The 20486-nt window shown below is 66.5% G+C and carries 17 protein-coding genes; 7 read left to right on the forward strand and 10 right to left on the reverse strand.

Translation table 11 applies throughout. The annotated features are described in order from the left end of the window. Positions 1 to 2: 2 nt before the first annotated feature. Positions 3 to 1364 carry an acetyl-CoA C-acetyltransferase gene (locus U7114_RS09365; protein ID WP_323057166.1) on the reverse strand — a complete coding sequence of 454 codons (1362 nt, stop codon included), beginning with the start codon at positions 1362 to 1364 and terminating at the stop codon, positions 3 to 5. A 60-nt stretch (positions 1365 to 1424) separates the two neighbouring features. On the opposite strand from U7114_RS09365, the gene U7114_RS09370 reads away from it, so the two are divergent. Then, the gene (locus U7114_RS09370) at positions 1425 to 2111 is read left to right on the forward strand and encodes a TetR/AcrR family transcriptional regulator (protein ID WP_323057167.1); all 687 of its coding nucleotides are present in this window, start codon (positions 1425 to 1427) and stop codon (positions 2109 to 2111) included. A 54-nt stretch (positions 2112 to 2165) separates the two neighbouring features. Then, entirely contained in the window at positions 2166 to 4283 is a 2118-nt protein-coding gene (locus tag U7114_RS09375; protein WP_323057168.1) for an acyl-CoA dehydrogenase, read from the forward strand. A 78-nt stretch (positions 4284 to 4361) separates the two neighbouring features. Here the strand turns inward: U7114_RS09375 and glgA are convergent, their stop codons facing one another. After that, positions 4362 to 5567 carry a glycogen synthase gene (gene glgA, locus U7114_RS09380; RefSeq protein ID WP_321213535.1) on the reverse strand — a complete coding sequence of 402 codons (1206 nt, stop codon included), beginning with the start codon at positions 5565 to 5567 and terminating at the stop codon, positions 4362 to 4364. 102 nt (positions 5568 to 5669) lie between these two features. Between glgA and glgC the strand changes: the two genes are divergently transcribed. From glgC to U7114_RS09395, 3 genes are all read left to right on the forward strand, one after another. After that, entirely contained in the window at positions 5670 to 7079 is a 1410-nt protein-coding gene (glgC, locus tag U7114_RS09385) for a glucose-1-phosphate adenylyltransferase (protein ID WP_323057169.1), read from the forward strand. Positions 7080 to 7150: 71 nt separating this feature from the next. Then, the gene (locus U7114_RS09390) at positions 7151 to 8602 is read left to right on the forward strand and encodes an SDR family NAD(P)-dependent oxidoreductase (protein ID WP_321213533.1); all 1452 of its coding nucleotides are present in this window, start codon (positions 7151 to 7153) and stop codon (positions 8600 to 8602) included. A 15-nt stretch (positions 8603 to 8617) separates the two neighbouring features. Then, on the forward strand, positions 8618 to 9085 hold the full coding sequence (locus U7114_RS09395; protein ID WP_157242334.1) for a pyridoxamine 5'-phosphate oxidase family protein: 468 nt from the start codon (positions 8618 to 8620) through the stop codon (positions 9083 to 9085). A 15-nt stretch (positions 9086 to 9100) separates the two neighbouring features. Here the strand turns inward: U7114_RS09395 and U7114_RS09400 are convergent, their stop codons facing one another. The 3 genes from U7114_RS09400 to U7114_RS09410 are packed head-to-tail and all read right to left on the reverse strand — an operon-like array spanning position 9101 to position 12492. Then, on the reverse strand, positions 9101 to 9952 hold the full coding sequence (locus U7114_RS09400) for a transglutaminase family protein (protein ID WP_157242335.1): 852 nt from the start codon (positions 9950 to 9952) through the stop codon (positions 9101 to 9103). Next, the gene (locus U7114_RS09405) at positions 9949 to 10875 is read right to left on the reverse strand and encodes an alpha-E domain-containing protein (protein ID WP_013600945.1); all 927 of its coding nucleotides are present in this window, start codon (positions 10873 to 10875) and stop codon (positions 9949 to 9951) included. The genes U7114_RS09400 and U7114_RS09405 overlap by 4 nt, the downstream gene beginning before the upstream one ends. 60 nt (positions 10876 to 10935) lie before the next feature. Beyond that, entirely contained in the window at positions 10936 to 12492 is a 1557-nt protein-coding gene (locus tag U7114_RS09410; RefSeq protein ID WP_157242336.1) for a circularly permuted type 2 ATP-grasp protein, read from the reverse strand. Between the two features lie 113 nt (positions 12493 to 12605). Between U7114_RS09410 and U7114_RS09415 the strand changes: the two genes are divergently transcribed. After that, entirely contained in the window at positions 12606 to 13661 is a 1056-nt protein-coding gene (locus tag U7114_RS09415; protein ID WP_416235549.1) for a YeiH family protein, read from the forward strand. A gap of 33 nt (positions 13662 to 13694) precedes the next feature. Then, on the forward strand, positions 13695 to 16334 hold the full coding sequence (gene pepN / locus U7114_RS09420; RefSeq protein WP_323057170.1) for an aminopeptidase N: 2640 nt from the start codon (positions 13695 to 13697) through the stop codon (positions 16332 to 16334). Positions 16335 to 16424: 90 nt separating this feature from the next. On the opposite strand, the gene U7114_RS09425 is transcribed toward pepN, so the two are convergent. From U7114_RS09425 to U7114_RS09445, 5 genes are all read right to left on the reverse strand, one after another. Further along, positions 16425 to 17516 carry a biotin/lipoate A/B protein ligase family protein gene (locus U7114_RS09425; RefSeq protein ID WP_323057171.1) on the reverse strand — a complete coding sequence of 364 codons (1092 nt, stop codon included), beginning with the start codon at positions 17514 to 17516 and terminating at the stop codon, positions 16425 to 16427. Positions 17517 to 17624: 108 nt separating this feature from the next. Continuing rightward, positions 17625 to 17882: a type B 50S ribosomal protein L31 gene (locus U7114_RS09430; protein WP_066275740.1), complete on the reverse strand. Its 258-nt coding sequence runs from the start codon at positions 17880 to 17882 to the stop codon at positions 17625 to 17627. A gap of 99 nt (positions 17883 to 17981) precedes the next feature. Next, on the reverse strand, positions 17982 to 18833 hold the full coding sequence (locus tag U7114_RS09435; protein WP_323057172.1) for an RNA methyltransferase: 852 nt from the start codon (positions 18831 to 18833) through the stop codon (positions 17982 to 17984). Between the two features lie 7 nt (positions 18834 to 18840). Further along, complete coding sequence (locus U7114_RS09440; protein ID WP_157242338.1) at positions 18841 to 19626, reverse strand: sulfite exporter TauE/SafE family protein; 786 nt, start codon at positions 19624 to 19626, stop codon at positions 18841 to 18843. 17 nt (positions 19627 to 19643) lie between these two features. Next, positions 19644 to 20429, reverse strand: coding sequence for an ABC transporter ATP-binding protein (locus U7114_RS09445; protein WP_157242339.1), 786 nt, complete (start codon positions 20427 to 20429; stop codon positions 19644 to 19646). Positions 20430 to 20486 lie beyond the last annotated feature (57 nt).

Raw genomic sequence — 20486 nt, forward strand, 5'->3', positions numbered from 1 at the left:
TCCTACAGTGATTCGAGAACAGCGACGACGCCCATGCCGCCGGCCGCGCAGACCGAGACCAGTCCGCGCGCGGGCCGGCCGGCGGTGCTGCCCGTGGCATGCAGCTGCTTGGCCAACGAAGCCACAATCCGGCCGCCGGTGGCGGCGAAGGGATGGCCGGCAGCCAGCGAAGACCCGTTTACGTTCAGGCGCGACCGGTCAATGCTGCCGAAAGCGCCCTGCAAGCCAAGGCGGGTACGGCCGAACTCCTCGTCCTCCCAGGCCGCCAGGGTGCCGAGGACCGTGGCTGCGAATGCCTCGTGGATTTCGAAGAAGTCAATGTCCGCCAGTGTGAGGCCCTGGCGGGCCAGCAGCCGGGGCACGGCGAACACGGGGGCCATCAGCAGGCCGTCCTTGCCATGGACAAAGTCCACGGCCGCGGCTTCCGCATCCACCACGGCAGCGAGCTTGGGCAGGTCGCGGGCGTCTGCCCAGGCCTCGGAAGCCAGCAGGACCGTGGACGCCCCGTCGGTGAGGGGGGTGGAGTTGCCGGCAGTCATGGTGGCCGCAGCACCGAGGTTCTTGCCGAAGACCGGCTTCAGGGTAGAGAGCTTTTCGAGCGAGGTGTCTGCACGGAGGTTGCCGTCCCGCACCAGTCCCCGGTAGGGCGTGACAAGGTCATCGAAGAACCCTGACTCGTAGGCGGCGGCGAGGTTCCTGTGGCTGTTGTAGGCCAGTTCGTCCTGGGACTCGCGGGAGATCTTCCACTGCGCCGTGGTCAGGGCCTGGTGCTCGCCCATCGAAAGTCCGGTCCGGGGCTCGGCAGTGCCGGGTGCCAGCGGGGCGAGATCCTTCGGCCGCAGCCGCCCGAGTACCTGCAGGCGCTGCGTAAGGGTCTTGGCCCGGTTGAGGTCCAGGATCACCTCGCGGAGGCCCTCGCTGACCACGATCGGAGCATCGGACGCCGAATCCACCCCGCCGGCGATGGCGGAATCGATCTGGCCCAGCTTGATCTTGTTGGCCAGGCCCACCACGGTCTCCAGCCCGGTGGCGCACGCCTGCTGCAGGTCATAGGCAGGGGTCTCGGCGGAGAGGGCGGAACCCAGGACCGCTTCGCGGGTGAGGTTGAAGTCCCGGGAGTGCTTGAGGACGGCGCCTGCGGCCACTTCGCCGATGCGCTCGTCCTGGAGGCCGAAGCGCGCGATCAGGCCGTCAAGGGCGGCGGTCAGCATGTCCAGGTTGGAGGATTTTGCGTAGGATCCGCCGGCGCGGGCAAACGGGATCCGGTTCCCGCCGACGATCACGGCCCGGCGCGTGGCAGGGGTGCCTGCCGTGCGGTTGTTTGGGTCTTCGGGTCCGGTGCTGGACTGTCCGTCAATGGACATGGGTTCTCCTCGGGTCACGTTCGGTTACCGATACCCAGCGTACCTGATACGCTGGGTATCGTGAACATCACCCACACGGACCCCCCGGATGCCTCTGTGCCAGGCAGCCCCGACGGACGTTCTTCGCGCTGGCAGAGCCATCGGGAGGAGCGCCGGAGGGAGCTGATCAAATCGGCGCGGCGGGCTGTGCACCTGCTGGGAAGTGACGCCTCCATGGAGGAGATTGCCGCTGCTGCAGGAACCTCAAAGTCCGTGTTCTACCGCTATTTTGGCGATAAGGCCGGGCTTCAGCAGGCGGTGGGTGAAGTGGTCTTGAGCCAGATGCAGCGCAGGATCAAGGAAGCCGCGCAGAGCGCCCATACCCCTCGTGAAGGGCTTCTGGCCATGGTCTCGGCCTACCTGCAAATGGCGGAGACCAGCCCCAACGTCTATACGTTTGTCACCCGGCATGGCAGCGGCGACCCGGAGGGTTCATCGGGAGCTGTCTCCGGGGCGCTGGGGCACTTCTTCGACGCCATCGCGGAGATGATCGCTACGCCCATGCGGTCCCACCTGGGGGACGGCAAGCACGCCGTGATCGGCTACTGGCCGAAGGCCGCGATTGGACTGGTACGGAATGCCGGCGAGCAATGGCTCAGCACGCCGGACTCCCCCGCCAAACCTGACCAGGAAGCAATGGCACGCCAGATCACGGACTGGCTCTGCGTCGGCATAGCTCCCGAGCTCACCCCGGCCGCGCGGGAATGACCTAACTCCAATGCAAACCACCAAACACTGTCAGCACCAACGAAGGACATTGACATGACTGAAGTAGTGGACCGTCCCACCGGCAAGGGGAAACGCCCGGAAGCACCGCAAAAAGCGGTCCCCGGCACCGCCGCCCGGCCCCAGCCCGCCGTCGACGTCGAAACGCTGGGCAAGCAGCTGCTCGGCAAGTGGGCGGCCGTCCGGCTGCAGGCCCGGGACCTTGCCGCACGCCCCGAGCTTCACAAGATTGAAGGCCTGACCCACACCGAGCACCGGACCAGGGTGTTCGGACAGCTGAGGTACCTTGTGGACAATGAGGCGGTGCACCGCGCCTTCCCGGCAGCCTTGGGCGGCGCCGACGACCACGGCGGAAACATCGCCGGCTTCGAGGAACTTGTGGTGGCCGATCCCTCGCTGCAGATCAAGGCCGGCGTGCAGTGGGGCCTGTTCGGCTCCGCCGTCATGCACCTTGGCACCGCCGAACACCATGCGAAATGGCTTCCCGGCATCATGAACCTGGACATCCCGGGCTGCTTCGCCATGACCGAGACGGGACACGGCTCCGACGTGGCCAGCATCGCGACCACGGCCACGTACGATCCGTCCACTGAAGAATTCGTGGTGCACACGCCGTTCCGCGCCGCCTGGAAGGACTACATCGGGAACGCGGCCAACGACGGACTGGGCGCCGTGGTGTTCGCCCAGCTTGTCACCCGCGGCGTCAACCACGGCGTACATGCCTTCTACGTGGACCTGCGGGACCCGGAAACCAAGGAGTTCCTGCCCGGCATCGGCGGCGAGGACGACGGCATCAAGGGTGGACTCAACGGAATCGACAACGGGCGGCTGCACTTCACCAACGTCCGGATCCACCGGACGAACCTCCTGAACCGCTACGGCGACGTAGCCCCGGACGGCACATACACCTCCCCCATCGCCAGCCCGGGCCGGCGGTTCTTCACCATGCTGGGAACCCTTGTCCAGGGCCGGGTGTCGCTGGACGGCGCCGCCGTGGCTGCGTCCAGGGTGGCCCTGACGGCGGCCATCCGATACGCAACCGAGCGCCGCCAGTTCAACGCCTCCTCCCATACGGACGAAGAAGTCCTGCTTGACTACCAGCGCCACCAGCGCCGGCTGTTCACCCGGCTCGCCACTACCTACGCAGCGGGGTTCGCCCATGAGCAGCTCCTGGAGAAGTTCGACGACGTCTTTTCCGGCGCCCACGACACCGACGCCGACCGCCAGGACCTGGAAACACTCGCCGCCGCACTGAAGGCCCTGAGCACTTGGCATGCGCTGGACACCCTGCAGGAATGCCGCGAAGCCTGCGGCGGTGCCGGCTTCCTGATCGAGAACCGCTTTGCGTCGCTGCGGGCCGATCTTGACGTCTACGCCACGTTCGAGGGCGACAACACCGTGCTGCTGCAGCTGGTGGCCAAGCGCCTCCTGGCCGACTACGCCAAGGAGTTCCGGAACGTGGACTTCGGGGTACTGGCCCGCTATGTGGTGGGCCAGGCAACCGGCGCTGCAATCCACCGGACAGGACTGCGGCAGGTGGCCCAGTTCATGGCGGACACCGGCTCGGTGCAGAAAGCCGCCATCGCCCTCCGTGACGAGGAGGGCCAGCGTGCCCTCCTTACGGACAGGGTGCAGACCATGGTGGCGGAAGCGGCAACAGCCCTTAAAGGCAGCAACCGGCTTTCCCAGGAAAAGGGCGCGGCACTGTTCAACCGTCACCAGAACGAACTCATCGATGCCGCCCAGGCGCACGCCGAACTGCTGCAATGGGAGGCCTTCACCGACGCGCTTCGCGAGGTGGAGGACCCAGGCACCAGGACGGTGCTGACGTGGCTGCGTGACCTCTTCGGCCTGTCGCTGATTGAAAAGAACCTGTCCTGGTACCTCATGAACGGCCGCCTTTCCATGCAGCGGGCCAGAACGGTGGGTGAATACATCAACAGGCTGCTGGTGAAGATCCGCCCGCATGCGCTGGACCTCGTGGACGCCTTTGGCTACGGCGGCGACCACGTGCGCGCCGCAATCGCGACCGGTGCGGAGAAGAAGCGGCAGGATGAGGCGCGGGCCTACTTCCGCAGCCAGCGGGCAAGCGGCCAGTCCCCGGTGGATGAGAAGGTCCTGCTGGCCAGGACCGCTGCGGCGAAACGGAACTGACGGCCAACGGCCTAATGAACGACGGCGCCGCCCCCTCGTGAGGGGAGCGGCGCCGTCGTAATTAATAGCGAGGGGTCGTTAGCCGTGGGACGGCAGCACCGAGCGGTACACGTCCAGGGTGGTCTCGGTGATGGACTCCCAGGAGAAGTGTTTCTCGGCGCGCAGCCGGCCGGCCTGGCCCATGGCGCGTGCCCGCTCCGGATCAGACACAACCTCGGTGAGGGCGGCCGCGAATTCGGTGACGAACTTCTCCGGATCAAGGGGGGTCCCGGTGCCGTCGGTGACCTGCTCAAGGTCCACGAGGAGGCCGGTCTGGCCGTGCTCCACCACCTCCGGGATGCCGCCAGTGGCGCTGGCCACCACTGCGGCGCCGCAGGCCATTGCTTCCAGGTTCACGATGCCGAGGGGTTCGTAGATCGAGGGACAGGCGAACGCGGTGGCGTGGCTGAGGACCTGGATGAGCTCGTGCCGGGGCAACATGCGCTCAATGAGCACCACGCCGGTTCGCTGGCTCTGCAGGTCCTCGATCAGGCGGGCAGTCTCGGCAGCGAGCTCGGGGGTATCCGCTGCGCCCAGGCACAGGACCAGTTGAACATCGGCGGGCAGCTTCGCGGCAGCCCGCAGCAGGTAGGGAACGCCTTTTTGGCGGGTGTTCCTGCCCACGAAAACCACGCTGGGTTTGGCCGGATCAATGCCCAGGGCGCGGACGGCGTCGTCATTCTCGTCGCGCTGCCACAGCTCGACGTCAATGCCGTTGTGGACCACCTTGACCTTCGCGGGATCAACATCCGGGTAGCTGCGCAGGATGTCCTGCCGCATACCCTCGGAAACAGCGATGATGGCTGCCGCAGCCTCATAAGCCGTCTTCTCCACCCAGGAAGAGAGCGCGTACCCGCCGCCGAGCTGCTCCGCCTTCCAGGGGCGCAGCGGCTCCAGGCTGTGGGCGCTGAGGACATGCGGGATGCCGTGCAGCAGGGATGCCAGGTGCCCTGCCATGTTGGCGTACCAGGTATGCGAATGGACCAGGTCCGCGCCTTCCACGTCCGGGACGATCCGGAGGTCCACCCCGAGGGTCTGCACCGCGGCGTTGGCCCCGCCAAGGTCCTCAGGCACCTGGTAGGACGTCACGGTGGCGCCATGATAGTCGGTATCGCGGGGAGCGCCAAAAGCACGAACCTGCAGGTCAACATGCTTACTAAGCACCCTGCTCAATTCGGCTACGTGGACTCCGGCGCCACCGTAGATCTCCGGCGGGAACTCTTTAGTCACAATGTCTATTCGCACAAGACCCAAGGTAGTCCTTCACGCTTAACTGTTCTAGTGTGAAGGAGTCCGGGCATGCCGGACTGTCTTGGGGAGATACGAAGGCGTACAGGAGCGACCATTATGCCGTTGAACAAAAGAGTCCTGGCCATTGTCCTCGCAGGGGGCGAGGGAAACAGGCTGATGCCGCTGACGGCTGACCGGGCCAAACCCGCGGTCCCCTTCGCCGGGAGTTACCGCCTGATCGACTTTGCGCTGTCCAACCTGGTGAACTCCCGCTACCTGCAGATCGTGGTGCTGACGCAGTACAAGTCGCACAGCCTGGACCGCCACATCTCCGAGACCTGGCGCATGTCCACCCAGCTGGGCAACTACGTGGCTTCGGTTCCGGCCCAGCAGCGCGTGGGCAAGAGCTGGTTCCTGGGCAGCGCAAACGCCATCTACCAGTCCCTGAACCTGATCCACGACGCCAACCCGGACATTGTTGTGGTGGTCGGCGCGGACCATGTCTACCGCATGGACTTCGCCCAGATGGTGGCCCAGCACGTCCACAGCGGCGCCAAGGCAACAGTGGCCGCTGTTCGGCAGCCACTGCACATGGCCAACCAGTTCGGCGTGATCGAAGTGGACCAGAACGATCCCCAAAAGATTGCCGCGTTCGTGGAAAAGCCTGCCACCACCCCCGGACTGGCCGCGGACCCGTCGCAGTTCCTGGCCTCCATGGGCAACTACGTCTTTGACGCCGATGCCCTGGTAGCGGCGCTGCACGTGGACGCCGAGCGGCTGGACACCAAGCACGACATGGGCGGAGACATCATCCCCTACTTCGTGAACCAGGGCGAGGCCGGCGTGTACGACTTCACGCTCAATGACATTCCCGGCTCCACCGAACGCGACCGCACGTACTGGCGCGACGTCGGCACCATCGACTCCTTCTACGACGCCCACATGGACCTGATCTCCCCGCTCCCGGTCTTCAACCTCTACAACTCGGAATGGCCCATCTACACCCGGCAGAGCATCTCGCCGCCCGCCAAGTTCGTCCGCGGCCAGAACAACACGGTGGGCACGGCCCTGGACTCGATCGTCTCCAGCGGCGTCGTGATCTCCGGCGGCATCGTGGAAGGCTCCGTCCTGTCCAACGACGTCTACGTGGCCACCGGCAGCCGTGTCATCGACTCGGTCCTGATGGACAAAGTGCAGGTGGGCGAGGGCGCGGTGATCAACCGGGCCATCATCGACAAGAACGTCAAGGTTCCGGCAGGCGCGGCCATTGGCCTGGACGCGGACCTGGACCGGGCCCGCGGCTTCAAGGTCACCGACTCGGGCATCACGGTGCTCGCCAAGGGACAGAACGTTCCCGAGCCCGGCGAGGAGGAACGGACGCTCGCTGCCAGGAACCTCCACCTCGTCCCGAACGCCGTGAAGGCGGCTGCAGACCTCCACCCCGGAGTGCGGGAGTCCGTGGACAGGGTCGCCCAGAACCACGCAGCCGCTGCTGCAGACTCTGCGCAGGGGGCGCGGATTTCCTAACAGCGTTCAGCGGGCCGGCCCACCCCCCAGGGGGTGCGGCCGGCTTGATCCCAGGCTGTAAAATCGATACGGTGAGCTCCCCCGATCTGACCCCTGAGGAAATCCAGGCCTGCCTCAAGGTCCTGAATACCATCCATGCCTATGACGAGGAGCACCCGGACTATGTTTCGGTGCGGCGCGCCACGGGGAAAATGTTCAAGGCCGTCAAGCGGCACCGAAGGGTCACAAAGCGCGACCTGATTTCCGAGGCGGACCGGGCAGTCATTGCCCGGACGGCAACCGCCGCGCCGGACCGGATCGACGACGAGACCCGCGGGAACAAGCTGGCCACCTCGGCCACCGGCAAGGTTGCCGGGCACCTGATCCGCTCGCGACCCTGCTACATCTGCAAACGGCACTACACCCAGGTTGACGCCTTCTACCACCAGCTGTGCCCGGAGTGCGCTGCCTTCAGCCACAGCAAGCGGGACGCCCGCACCGACCTGACCGGCCGCCGCGCCCTGCTGACCGGGGGGCGGGCCAAAATCGGGATGTACATCGCGCTTCGACTGCTCCGCGACGGTGCCCACACCACCATCACCACCCGCTTCCCCAAGGACGCCGCCCGCAGGTTCGCCGCCATGGAGGACAGCGGCGAATGGCTGCACCGGCTCCGGATCGTGGGCATCGACCTCCGCGACCCCGCCCAGGTCATGGCCCTCACGGACTCGCTCAATGAGGCAGGCCCGCTGGACATCATCATCAACAACGCGGCGCAGACGGTCCGCCGTTCCGGCAATGCCTACAAGCCGTTGGTGGACGCCGAGGATGAACCGCTTCCGGCCGCGCTGGAGCAGGCCAACGGCGGTCCGGAACTGGTGACGTTCGGCCACGCCCATGACAAGCACCCCTTGGCGCTTGCCAGCAGCGTGACAGAACACCCGGTCCTGGCCGGGGACGCCATCACGTCGCTGGCGCTGTCCACCGGATCGGCCTCGCTGGAGCGCATTGCGTCAGGAACGGCCATCGACGCGGGCGGGCTGGTACCGGACCTGGCCACGATCAACAGCTGGACCCAGGTGGTGGATGAGGTGGATCCGCTCGAGATGCTCGAGGTGCAGCTCTGCAACGTAACCGCGCCCTTCCTGCTGGTGAGCCGGCTGCGGGGAGCCATGAAGCGATCCACCGCCCGCCGGAAGTACATCGTCAACGTCTCGGCGATGGAAGGCCAGTTCTCCCGCGCCTACAAGGGTCCGGGCCACCCGCACACCAACATGGCCAAGGCAGCGCTCAACATGATGACGCGCACCAGCGCCCAGGAGATGCTGGACAGTGACGGCATCCTGATGACCGCCGTGGACACCGGCTGGATTACCGACGAGCGTCCCCACTACACCAAGGTCAGGCTCATGGAGGAAGGCTTCCACGCGCCCCTGGACCTCGTTGATGGTGCCGCCCGCGTCTACGATCCCATCGTTATGGGGGAGAACGGCGAGGACCAGTACGGCGTGTTCCTCAAGGACTACAAACCCAGCCCCTGGTGAGGGTAAGCTCGCCGCATGAGTGCCGAACCCGTATCTGAAGTGCAGAATCTTGAACACCATGAGTGCTGGGCCGTGCTCCGCACCGTGTCCGTCGGCCGGCTGGCGGTGCTGGTGGCGGGACGCCCGGACATCTTCCCCATCAATTACACGGTTGACCGGGGCACCCTGGTGTTCCGCACCAGCGAGGGCACCAAGCTTTCCGGCGCTTCGGAGGACGCCCCGGTGGCGCTGGAGGCGGACGGGGTGGACCCCAATACGGGACTGGCCTGGAGCGTGGTGGTGAAGGGCACTGCCGCCGTCGTCACCGGCACGGAGCAGGTCCTGGAAACCACCCAGCTCTTCCTCTTTCCCTGGCAGGCAGGGAAAAAGGACATCTTCGTCCGGATCACGCCGGACTCCATCACCGGCCGCCGCTTCAAGGTGACGGAACCCATGACCTGGTGGACCCAGCTCAGCGGCGCTGTGAGGACCGCGCAGGAGTAAAAGCCCGCGGGCCCGTCAGGCGAGCTGGGTGATTTCCACGCTGACGCTCAGGGCTGAACCGCCCCCGCCGGAAAGAATGCCCTTCAGCGGCGGCACGTCGCGGTAGTCCCTGCCCCGGGCCACCGTCACGTGGAAGTCGCCGGCCGGCTTGTGGTTGGTGGGGTCCCAGCTGCGCCAGTCGCCGTCCCACCACTCCAGCCATGCATGGGATTGGCCGGCCACGGTTTCGCCGATTCCGGCGCTGGAACGGGGGTGCAGGTAACCGGAGACGTAACGCGCCGGGATGCCGCAGCTGCGCAGCGCACCGATGGCCAGGTGCGCGAGGTCCTGGCACACGCCCTGGCGCTGGCCCCAGGCCTCTTCCGCGTTGGTGGTGACCGCGGTGGAACCGGACATGTAGGTCATTTCGCCGCGCATCCACTCGAACACTGCCATGGCGGCCTCGTGCGGGTTCTTCCCGGCCACGACGCCCGGGATGATGCCCAGGACTTCGTCTCCTGGCCCGCTCAGCCTGGACTGCGGAAGCCAGTCGCTGAAGGTATTGAGCGTCTCGGGCGAGGCCAGGACATCCCAGCCGGCAATGTCCGACTCCGACGGGATCTTCTCGGCCCGGTGGACCTCCACCGTGATGTTGGAAACAACTTCAAGGTGATCGTGCGGCATCTGCATGTCGAAGGCAGTAACCCTGGTGCCCCAGTAGTCCCGGTAGGTGCTCACGGCAGCCTGCGACGGCGAAACCTTGACCACGGACTCCAGCACCACCTGCTGGGAATCCGTCAGCGGCGTCATGCGGGCCTCGTTGTAGGACAGCGTGACCCTCTTGTTGTACTTGTAGGCCGTCTTGTGGACGATGCTCAGCCGGGTCATGAAACTTCTCCCACCCAGGCCAGTTCATCCGCCTGATTGAAGTACTTACGGGAAATGGCGTCCGAGGCCTGTGAGACGGCTTTCTGCACCCGCTCCATGTGTTCGGGCAACTCGGACATGAGATCGTCCGTCCGGTGGAACTCGAGGAACGTCCGCGCCTGCCCCACAATCCGCCGCGCATCATTGATGAAACCCACCCGCTGGGCGGAAGGATCAAGTTTTGCCAAGCATTCATCGGCATCCCGCAGGGCATAGACGATGGACCGCGGGAAGAGGCGGTCCAGCAGCAGGAACTCGGCAGCGTGCTGGTCTCCAAAGGCGGCACGCCGGGTACGCAGGAAGGACTCGTACGCCCCGGCGCACCGCAGCATGTTGACCCATGACATGCCGGCGGACAGCACGTCCCGGGTGGAGAGCATGCGGGCCGTCATGTCCGCCCGTTCCAGGGAGCGGCCCAGCACCAGGAAGAGCCAGCTTTCGTCGTGGCTGACGGTGGTGTCCGCCAGGCCGCTGACCATGGCCGTCCGTTCAAGGGTCCAGTTGCAGAACCGGTACGTGCCCACAACGTCCTTCCGGTGCTGGCTCAGCCCGTAATACGTGGTGTTCAGGCTCTCCCAGAGACCGGAAGAGACAGTCTCCCGGGCGCGCCGGGCGTTCTCCCGCGCCGCCCCGAGGGAACCGGCGATGGAGGTGGCGCTGGTTTTGTCATAGGCAAGTGCGTGGAGCAGTTCGGGCAGCCCGAAATCCTCGCTCTGCGGCCTGGCTCCCATGACCGCCAGGAGCTCCTGTGCCACGCTCTTGCGTTCCTCCATGGGGAGGTGGTTCAGGCGCTCCAGGTGGACGTCAAGGATCCGGGCGGTGCCGTCCGCCCGCTCCACATAGCGGCCGATCCAGAAAAGGGACTCGGCAATACGGCTAAGCATTCGCGGCTACCTCCTGCGTGCCCGAAACTGGAAAAGAAACTGTCCGGCCTACGGCCCGGGTCACTGCTGCTGCTCCGACTGGCGGTCCCGCCAGTTGCTCTCCACCGGCCACACGGAAACGCGCTCCCGGACGGAGATGGAAGGCCGCGGCACGGTCTCCACCGGCACCTGGGGGGAATCGGCCAGGACCCAGGTGTCCTTGGATCCGCCGCCCTGGCTGGAGTTCACGATCAGCGAGCCCTCCTTGAGTGCCACGCGGGTCAGGCCGCCCGGGAGCACCCAGACATTCTCGCCGTCATTCACCGCGAAGGGGCGCAGGTCCACGTGGCGGGGGCCGAACTTGTCCCCGCTCAGCGTCGGGACCGTGGAGAGCTGCAGCACCGGCTGGGCGATCCAGCCGCGGGGGTCCGCGATGATCCGCTGGCGGAGGGCGTCCAGTTCGTCCTTGGAGGCATCCGGCCCGATAACCAGGCCCTTGCCGCCGGAACCGTCCACGGGCTTGACCACCAGTTCGGCCAGGTTGTCCAGGGTGTACTCGCGGGATTCCTTCTCCTCCAGGCGGTATGTGTCCACGTTGGCGATGATGGGTTCCTCGCTGAGGTAGTAGCGGATGAGGTCAGGGACGTAACTGTAGACCAGTTTGTCGTCCGCGACGCCGTTGCCCACGGCGTTGGCAATGGTGACCCCGCCGGCCCTGGCCGCGTTGACCAGCCCGGGGCAGCCGAGCATGGAGTCGGCGCGGAACTGCAGGGGGTCAAGGAAATCGTCGTCGATCCGCTTGTAGATGACATCCACGCGCTGCTCGCCCGCCGTGGTGCGCATGTATACGCGGTTGCCGCGGCAGATGAGGTCGCGGCCCTCCACCAGCTCAACGCCCATCAGTCCGGCCAGCAGGGTGTGCTCGAAGTAGGCGCTGTTGAACACGCCGGGGGTCAGGACGACGACGGTGGGATCGTCCACGCCGGACGGCGCGGTCTTCCGCAGGGCAGAGAGCAGGCGCCGCGGGTACTCCTCGACCGGCCGGATGAGCTGCTGGCCGAAAGCCTCCGGCAGGCCCTTGGCCATGGCCCGGCGGTTCTCCAGGACGTAGCTCACGCCGGAGGGAACGCGGACGTTGTCCTCCAGCACGCGGAACGTTCCGGCGGCATCACGGACAACGTCGATGCCGGAGATGTGGACCCGGACGCCGCCGGCCGGTTCGAAGCCATGGACCTGCCGGTGGAAGTGCGCGCTGGTGGTGACCAGCTGCCGCGGGATCACGCCGTCTGCCACCACGGTCATCTTGTCGTACACGTCGTTGAGGAACGCCTCAAGGGCGCGTACCCGCTGGGCTACCCCGCGCTCCAGTACATCCCACTCGCCGGCCGGAATGACGCGGGGAACGATGTCCAGCGGGAACGGGCGCTCCTCCCCCGCGAAATCGAACGTCACGCCGCGGTCCAGGAACGTGCGCGCCATTGAGTCGGCGCGCGCACTGACATCGGCCAGGGAGAGCTTGCGAAGGGCGTCCGCCACCTGCCCGTACGAGTCACGGGCCTGTTGCCCGGGGGCGAACATCTCGTCATAGGCTCCGGACCGGCCGGCGGCCACGGAGTAATCCTGGAATAGGTCTGACATGTCCAATAGCCAACCATCTTTTTGTTTCGAATTCATTACTGCCATCCATTGTGGCGTGTTGGCGGAGGTCCCCCTATTCGTGGATTCCGCCCCTTTTCCGGCACAGTAGGTGAGTGCCCGTCAGCAGTTCCTTCCGCAACCCCGGTCCGGACCTGCCCGGACGGCCGGAGAGGCTCCTCCCGGGCCTGGCTTCAGCGGCAGTTGCGCTGGCCGCCGCGTTCCTGGTCCATTGGCTGGTGCCCGCGCTGCCGGCCATGACACTGGCGGTGGCCCTGGGCGTCCTTGCTGCGAACCTGCCGGCGGCCGGAGCATGGACAGCCGGCAGGGCCCGGCCCGGACTGGACTTCGCCGGGAAACATCTTATGCGCGGCGGAATCGTCCTGCTCGGGCTGAAGGTCAGCATCACCGACGTGCTGGGACTGGGCTGGCTGTCCCTGGTCCTGATCGTTGGCGTCGTGGCGGCGAGCTTCGGCGGGACATACGCCATCTCCCGGCTCTTCCGGCTCCCGCCGGTGACGTCGCTCCTGGTGGCCACCGGGTTCTCAATCTGCGGTGCTTCGGCCATCGGCGCCATGGCGGCCGTCCGCCGGATCCGGCATGTGGACACCGTCCTGCCGGTGGCCCTCGTGACGCTCTGCGGAACCCTTGCCATCGGCGTCCTTCCCCTGCTGGTTCATCCCCTCCGGCTCAGCGCGCCGGTCTTCGGCGCCTGGACGGGCGCATCGGTGCACGACGTCGGCCAGGTGGTGGCCACGGCGCAAACGGCGGGGACTGCGGCGCTGGGCATCGCCGTCGTGGTTAAGCTCACCCGGGTGCTCCTGCTGGCGCCGGTCTCAGCAATAGCCGGCGCGCACCACCGTATCGCCCCCGGGCGGGCAGTTCCCGGGGACGGCGGGAACGCCAAACTGCCGCCGGTGGTGCCGCTTTTCGTCCTGGGTTTCGTCGCCATGGTGGGGCTCCGTTCCACCGGCTGGCTGGCCCCGGAATGGCTGGAGGCAGGTGGCGCACTGCAGGACATCCTGCTCGGCGCCGCGCTGTTCGGGCTGGGGTCCGCTGTCCGGATGCGCACGCTCCTGCACACCGGCGGGCGGGCACTTCTGGCGGCCCTCGCCTCATGGTTCCTGATTGCCGTCCTGGGACTGGCGGCTGCCCTGCTGATCGCCGCATGATTCCGGTCACCCATCCCGTGATTAGATAGCTGGGTGTCACATGAGAATCTGCAGCGCGACGAAGCCGCTGAACGCTCAGTCCTGATCAGCACCACCAGCTACGACGTTTCGCTGGACGTCCGGCAGGCTGCGGACCCGGACGCCGCCGGCTATCCAACCCGCAGCATCATCACCTTCACCGCCGCCGAGTCCGGGGCAGCAACGTTCCTGGACTTCATCGGGGAGGTCCACAGCGTTGTCCTGAACGGCAGGGAACTCCGCGTTGAGGACGTGGCGGACGGCGCCAGGATCAGGCTGGACAACCTGCAGCCCCACAACCAGGTGGCAGTGGCCGGGACTGCCCTGTACAGCCGCTCCGGCGAAGGCATGCACCGGTTCGTTGATCCTGCCGACGGGCAGTGCTACCTCTACACGCAGTACGAGCCCGCGGACGCACGCCGGGTCTTCGCCAACTTCGAGCAGCCCGACCTCAAAGCCACGTACACCTTCCACGTGACGGCCCCCGCCGGCTGGCACGTCGCCTCCAACGGGGCAGAGGTTGACCGGACCGTCCTTCCCGACGACCCCGCCTCGGCACGCTGGGACTTCGCGGCCACGGAACCGATGTCCACGTACATCACCACCGTGCTGGCCGGCCCCTACTTCAAGGCGCAGGACCGCTGGCAGGCAACGCTCGACGACGGGACCTCCCTGGACGTGCCGCTCGCCCTCTACTGCCGCGCCTCCATGGCGCACTCCTTCGACACGGACAAACTCTTCCGGCTCACCAAAGACGGCCTGGACTTCTTCAACCGGCTCTACGACTACCCCTACCCCTGGGGCAAGTACGACCAGGCCTTCGTGCCGGAGTACAACCTCGGCGCCATGGAGAACCCGGGCCTGGTCACGTTCACCGAAAGCTACGTCTTCACCTCGCGCGCCACCGACTCCCAGTACCAGGGGCGGGCCAACACCCTGATGCACGAGATGGCGCACATGTGGTTCGGCGACCTGGTGACCATGCAGTGGTGGGATGACCTGTGGCTCAAGGAATCCTTTGCCGACTACATGGGAACCCTGGGCGTGGACCAGGCCACTGACTGGGACACGGCCTGGGTGAACTTCGCCAACAAGCGCAAGGCGTGGGCCTACCTCCAGGACCAGCTGCCCACCACGCACCCGATCGTGGCGGACATCCCGGACCTCGAGGCCGCCAAGCAGAACTTCGACGGCATCACCTACGCCAAGGGCGCCTCGGTGCTGAAGCAGCTGGTGGCCTACGTAGGGTTCGAGGCGTTCATTGAGGGCTCCCGTGCCTACTTCCGTAAGCACGCCTACGGCAACACAACGCTTGACGACCTGCTGGCCGCGTTGAGTGCCTCCTCCGGGCGGGACTTGGCCGGCTGGGCGCAGCAGTGGCTGCAGACCTCGGGCATCTCCACGCTGTCCCTGGACATCGCAGCAGATGCAGCGGGCGACGACGGCCGGCTGGGCACAGCGGCCATCGTCCAGGAAGCGGTGGACCCGGTCACCGGACGCGAGGAGCTGCGCCCGCACCGGCTCCGCGTCGGCTCCTACAACTTCGACGCCGACGGGGCCCTGGTGCGGACCGGGACGTTCGAGACGGACGTGGCGGGCGCGCGGACCGAACTCCCCCAGCTGTCCGGCCGGCCGCGGCCCGGGCTCCTGCTCGTTAATGACGAGGACCTCACGTACGCCAAAGTCCGGCTCGATCCGGCGTCCGAAGCCACGGTCCTTTCCTCCCTGGATCGGCTCGCCGACCCCATGGCCCGGGCGCTGTGCTGGACGGCGCTCTGGAATTCAGCCCGCGACGGGGAAAGCCCGGCATCACGGTACGTCGAGGCTGTCGCAGCGTTCGCACCTGCCGAAACCGGCATCGGCGTACTGCTGAATGTCCTTGAGAACGCCGGCACCGCCGTCGAACGCTACACGCCCGCCTCCGTCCGGAGCGCCGTACGGTCCTCCTTCCTGGCTGCCGCAGCCGGCGAACTGGACGCAGCCAGGCCCGGCTCGGACCAGCAGCTGGCATGGGCGAGGACCCTGGCCACCCTCAGCCGGCATGATGACGCCATGGCGTCCCGGCTGCGCGGCCTCCTGGACGGCACCGCCGAGGTGGCCGGGCTGGCAGTGGACGCCGAACTACGCTGGCACTTCTGGCATGCCCTGGCAGCACATGGCCAGGCCACGGTGGAAGAACTGGACGCCGAACTCGCCCGGGACACCACGGCCTCCGGACGCGCCGGGCATGCCACAGCGATCGCCGCCCGTCCTGACACGGACGTGAAGGCAGCGGCCTGGACGGCGGCGGTGCACGGGCATGAGCTCTCCAACCAGCTCCTGAGCGCCACCATCAGCGGTTTCATGACGTCCCCCGCGGAGCTGCTGGAGCCTTATGTTGAACCTTATTTCGAGTGCCTGCGCAGCGTATGGGAGAGCCGCAGCATCGAGATCGCCGGCCGGATCGTCCGGGGCCTCTATCCCCTGGCGCAGGACGTGGCGGAGGGCTCGGCACCGGCGGAGCATCCGGTCATCCTTCGCACTGACAAGTGGCTGGCGGACAACGGAGACGCTCCCCGCGCCCTGCGGCGCATCGTCGTGGAGCAGCGCAGCCACCTGCTGCGGGCGCTCAACGCACAGGCCGCCGTCGTGAATTCACCATCGATTGCTCCCTAAGTGCCGTTTCGAACCCTAGGTGGGCCCATGCCGGCAGGGTTCCCTGGCCGAACTTGTGAGGTTAGGGGCCGGCAGGGACAATGGATGGGCTTACGGGACGCGGTGCAGCCAGTCTGCCGTGCCGAACTTGCTGCCGACGCGTTCACGGGCCGCGCCAAGTTCGGCTTCGGTCAGCTGTGAGGGAATTGCGCCGTACCTGCCGGTGAATACCTCGCTCATGGCGGCAATGATGGCGGTGCGTGCCAGGCCGGTCTGGCGCCGGAGCGGGTCCACCCGCTTCTTGGCGCTGCGGGTGCCCTTGTCCGAGAGCTTCTCCTTGCCAATCCGCAGCACTTCGACCATTTTGTCGGCGTCGATGTCGTAGCTCATGGTCACGTGGTGCAGCATGCCGCCGTTGGCGAGGCGTTTCTGCGCTGCCCCGCCGATTTTTCCCTGGTCCGTGGCGATGTCGTTCAGCGGTACGTAGAAGGCGTTGATGCCGAGATTCTCCAGTGCCGCCATGACCCAGGCATCCAGGAAGGGATAGGAGTCGGCGAAACTGATGCCGTCAACGAGGGTCTGCGGCAGGTAGAGGGAGTAGGTGATGCAGTTGCCTGCCTCCATGAACATTGCTCCCCCGCCGCTGATGCGCCGGACCACCGTGATGCCGTGCTTCTCCACGCCGGCCGGGTCCACCTCGTTGCGGACCGACTGGAAGCTGCCGATGACCACGGACGGCTCCTGCCAGTCCCAGAAGCGGAGCGTCGGGTTGCGCCGGCCCGCGCCGACTTCCTCTGTGAGGACCTCGTCGAGGGCAACATTGATTTCTGTCGGCAGGACGGTGGGTGCGATGACGTTCCACTGGTGGTCCGCCCACGAGGTCGCCTTCGCGAGGGCGCGGCGGACGGTGACCGCGACGGCGTCCGCGGAGAAGCCGAACAGGGCTGCCCCGGCCGGCAGCGAAGACGAGACGGCGGCGGCAAGCTCGGCCGCCGTCGTCGTGTCAGGCAGTCCGGTCAAGCCACGGTTGATGTCCAGGAGTGCCTCGTCCGGCTCCAGGAAGAAATCGCCGCTGACGCTCACATTGGCGAGCCGGCCGCCAATGACGTCCAGGTCAACCACCACGAGCTTGCCGCCGGGTACCTTATATTCACCGTGCAGGCGGGCGGCGGAAGGATGCTCTGGAACAGGTGTGCCGGTCATGCTTCCATCCTGCCCCAGGAGCGGCGCACCCAAGTAACGGTGCCGGAACGCAGAAAGCCCGCACCGGTTGCCGGTGCGGGCTTTCCCAAAGAACCTTGCGGAAGTATGTTACTTCTTGCCGCCGAAGCCCTTGAAGCGGGCGTTGAAGCGCTCGACGCGGCCTGCGGAGTCCATGATGCGCTGCTTGCCCGTGTAGAACGGGTGGGACTCAGAGGAGATTTCGACGTCGATGACCGGGTAGGTGTTGCCGTCTTCCCACTCGATGGTCTTCGAGGAGGAAACGGTGGACTTGGTCAGGAACTTCGTGCCGGAAGCCAGGTCGTTGAAAACAACAGCTTCGTACTTCGGGTGGATATCAGACTTCATAATGGGACCTTTGTTCGCACAACTGGATTTTGCCAGCTGCCAGGTATGAATGGGATGGCCGCGTTCTGTGCGGTGAAGCGCAGGGCAGCCAGCTATCAATCATAGCGGATAACCATGGTGCCCGCGAACGGGGTGCCCGGCGTGGTCCCGGGGGCGCAGCTCCCAGAACGCCACCGCCGATGCGGCCGCAACATTCAGGGAATCCACGCCGTTGCGCATGGGTATCTTGACGGCGAGGTCGACGGCGGCGAGGGTCTCAGGGCTCATTCCGGCACCTTCGGTGCCAAGCACCAGGGCGAGTTTTTCCGGGTTCCGGGCAGCCACCGCGTCCACGTCCTCCGCGTCCTTGGTGAGCTCCAGCGCCGCGACCGTGAAGCCGTGGTCCTTGAGCAGGAGGAGGTCCTGCGGCCAGCTGGTCAGCCGGGCCCACGGCACCTGGAAGACCGTGCCCATGCTCACCCGGACGCTCCGCCGGTACAGCGGATCGCCGCAGCGGGGTGAGACCAGGACGGCGTCGATGTCCAAGGCGGCTGCCGACCGGAAGATGGCGCCCACGTTGGTGTGGTCCACGATGTCCTCGAGGACGGCCACCCTGCATGCACCGGCCAGCAGCTCCGGCAGCGGGACCGGAGCCGGGCGCTGCATCGCCGCCATGGCCCCGCGATGCAGGTGGAAACCGGTGATCTCCTCCAGCAGGGCGGCGCTGCCAATGAAGGCGGGCACCTGCGGGTGGGCGGCCAGGACGTCCTGGAGGTCGTCCAGCCACTTTTCCGCCAGGAAAAAGGACCGCGGCTGGTGTCCGGCGGCCAGCGCCCGGCGCAGCACGCGGGAAGACTCGGCAATGTACATGCCTTCAGCCGGCTCCCGGAGCTTGCGCAGGTGCACGTCAGTGAGCTGCGTGTAGTCGGAGACCCGGGGGTCCGCGGCCGATTCAAGATAGTGGATTGTCACCGGGTGATTATTTCAGCAGATTGGCGATCATGAATCCGAGGGCCACCAGGCCCAGGACAAGGATCACGGCCCGCAGCACCGTGGGTGGGAGCCGGCGGCCCACTTTGGCCCCGATGAGACCGCCGATGCTGGAGCTCACGGCAATCAGCAGCACCACAAGCCAGTTGATCCGGTCGAACGCGAACAGCACGTAGGACACCGCGGCCACCAGGTTCACGCCCAGGACCAGGATGTTCTTCATGGCGTTGGCGTTCTGGATGGTGCCCGTCAGGAAGACGCCCAGGATGCCCACCAGCAGGATTCCCTGGGCCGCAACGAAGTAGCCGCCGTACACGCCGGCGAGGTAGACCAGCACCACCAGGAGGATGCCGTGCCCCTTGTCCCGTACGGCGTGTTCCGGGTTCGCCTCCCGGGTGCGCACCCAGGCCTGCAGGCGGGGCTGGAAGACCACCATCAGGAGGGCCAGGACAATGAGGACGGGCGCTACGTAGTGGAATACCTCTTCGGGGAGGTGCAGGAGGAGCCAGGCGCCGGAGATGCCGCCCAGGAGCGAGGCCGGCAGGAGCCTCATCAGCTGCCGTCCGCGGCCCTTCAGCTCGCGCCGGTAACCGAACGCTCCCGCTGCCGTGCCGAAGACAAGGCCCATGGCATTGCTCATGGAGGCCACCACAGGGGCGACCCCGAGGGCGATGAGCACGGGGAACGTCACCAGGGTGCCGGAGCCCACGACGGCGTTGATGGTGCCGGCCCAGAGGCCGGCGATGGTCACAAAGATGCTGCTGAGAAGATCCAAAGTGCTGCAGTGCCGCCTTAGCGGCGGGCGACGGCGGTGTACCGGCCGGCGTTGACGCTCACGTCCAGGTCCAGCCCGAAAGTCTTGCTGAGGTTTTCGGCGGTCAGGACATCCGTGATCACACCCGCGGCGACCACGCCGCCGTCACGCAGCAGCATGGCGTGCGTGAAGCCCGGCGGGACTTCCTCCAGGTGGTGCGTCACCAGGACCATGGCCGGCGCGGCCTCGTCCTGTGCGAGTTCCCCAAGCTTGTGGACGAGTTCCTCGCGGCCACCAAGGTCAAGGCCGGCCGCCGGTTCATCAAGCAGCAGCAGCTCGGGATCGGTCATGAGGGCACGGGCGATCTGGACACGCTTGCGCTCCCCCTCCGACAGGGTGGCGAAGGTCCTGTTGAGGAGCGGGCCCATCCCCCAGTCGTTGAGCAGCCGGAAAGCCCGCCGCTCGTCGTCGCGCTCGTAGCCCTCGCGCCAGCGGCCGGTGACACCGTAGGCGGCGGTGACCACGACGTTGAGGACCTTCTCCTGTTCAGGAATCTGGGTGGCCAGCGCGGCGGAGGAAAGCCCGATCCGGGGGCGGAGCTCGAAGACGTCCGTGCGCCCGAGGATTTCGTCAAGGATGCCGGCCTTACCGCTGCTGGGGTGGAGCCGGGCTGCAGCGATCTGCAGGAGCGTCGTCTTGCCGGCGCCGTTGGGTCCGAGGATCACCCAGCGTTCGCCTTCATTGACCTCCCAATCGACTTTGTCCAGCAGGGTCTTTTTGCCGCGGACAACGCTGACGGAAGCCAATTCCAGAACATCACTCATAGGAGTAGACACTAGGACAAAAAAGAGGCCGACTGATAACCGGCGCAGGTAACAGCG

This window comes from Pseudarthrobacter sp. C1, from assembly GCF_034720455.1.
GTDB lineage: Bacteria > Actinomycetota > Actinomycetes > Actinomycetales > Micrococcaceae > Arthrobacter.

What these genes read in the sequence shown, in the direction of transcription:
- U7114_RS09425 (WP_323057171.1), bottom strand. Translation starts at nt 17,516, where the DNA reads ATGACCGGCACACCTGTTCCAGAGCATCCTTCCGCCGCCCGCCTGCAC.
- U7114_RS09365 (WP_323057166.1), bottom strand. Translation starts at nt 1,364, where the DNA reads ATGTCCATTGACGGACAGTCCAGCACCGGACCCGAAGACCCAAACAAC.
- U7114_RS09430 (WP_066275740.1), bottom strand. Translation starts at nt 17,882, where the DNA reads ATGAAGTCTGATATCCACCCGAAGTACGAAGCTGTTGTTTTCAACGAC.
- U7114_RS09375 (WP_323057168.1), top strand. Translation starts at nt 2,166, where the DNA reads ATGACTGAAGTAGTGGACCGTCCCACCGGCAAGGGGAAACGCCCGGAA.
- U7114_RS09400 (WP_157242335.1), bottom strand. Translation starts at nt 9,952, where the DNA reads ATGACCCGGCTGAGCATCGTCCACAAGACGGCCTACAAGTACAACAAG.
- U7114_RS09405 (WP_013600945.1), bottom strand. Translation starts at nt 10,875, where the DNA reads ATGCTTAGCCGTATTGCCGAGTCCCTTTTCTGGATCGGCCGCTATGTG.
- U7114_RS09445 (WP_157242339.1), bottom strand. Translation starts at nt 20,429, where the DNA reads ATGAGTGATGTTCTGGAATTGGCTTCCGTCAGCGTTGTCCGCGGCAAA.
- U7114_RS09395 (WP_157242334.1), top strand. Translation starts at nt 8,618, where the DNA reads ATGAGTGCCGAACCCGTATCTGAAGTGCAGAATCTTGAACACCATGAG.
- glgC (WP_323057169.1), top strand. Translation starts at nt 5,670, where the DNA reads ATGCCGTTGAACAAAAGAGTCCTGGCCATTGTCCTCGCAGGGGGCGAG.
- U7114_RS09410 (WP_157242336.1), bottom strand. Translation starts at nt 12,492, where the DNA reads ATGTCAGACCTATTCCAGGATTACTCCGTGGCCGCCGGCCGGTCCGGA.